This is a genomic window from Marivita cryptomonadis, assembly GCF_002115725.1.
Lineage (GTDB): Bacteria > Pseudomonadota > Alphaproteobacteria > Rhodobacterales > Rhodobacteraceae > Marivita > Marivita cryptomonadis.
This window is the reverse complement of record NZ_JFKD01000115.1, coordinates 1-510: the sequence shown is the minus strand read 5'-3', so window position 1 is coordinate 510 and position 510 is coordinate 1. Positions and strand designations below refer to the sequence as shown.

Genomic DNA, 510 nt, shown 5'->3' with positions numbered 1-510 from the left:
GGTGAGTCGGCCGCGGGAACTGCCCCCGCAGCCGCTCGCAGAACCGTACGTGACACTCTCGCGTCATACGGCTCCCGTTATCCAACCTTGCTGCCCGGTCACTCGCCAGTGATGAAACAGCCGGGGTACCACAGTCCGCATCTTGTCCAGCCATTGGCTAATGCGCCGCTTGCGCCTATGAAGAGCCTTGTATTTTCGTCGGGCCCAGCGTTCAAGCGCGCGGTCAATGTGCTGGAAGATGCCAAGCATGGCTGTCCGATAGAACGAGCCATAGTATTGCGACCACCCCTGTATCACTGGATTGTAGAGCCGAGCCACGTCGACCAGCGTCACGTGGGTTTGGCGATTGAGTCGCCACCTGCGTACCGCTTGCCGCATCCGCTTTAAGGCATCCGCACTCGCTCCCGGAAGGAAGCTCGTGAAGAGCTGGTCTTGTTTGCTGAGCGCCTTCCTCGGCCTAAAGGTGAAGCCGAGGAAGGTAAAGCTCACATGCGGATAACCTGCGCGACG

The 510-nt window shown here is 59.8% G+C and carries 1 protein-coding gene; it reads right to left on the bottom strand.

The window, feature by feature from the left end; all coding sequences use genetic code 11:
* Positions 1-63: 63 nt before the first annotated feature.
* Positions 64-510: group II intron maturase-specific domain-containing protein (locus MCRY_RS22570; protein ID WP_280523453.1), on the bottom strand; the 447-nt coding region annotated here is incomplete at its 5' end.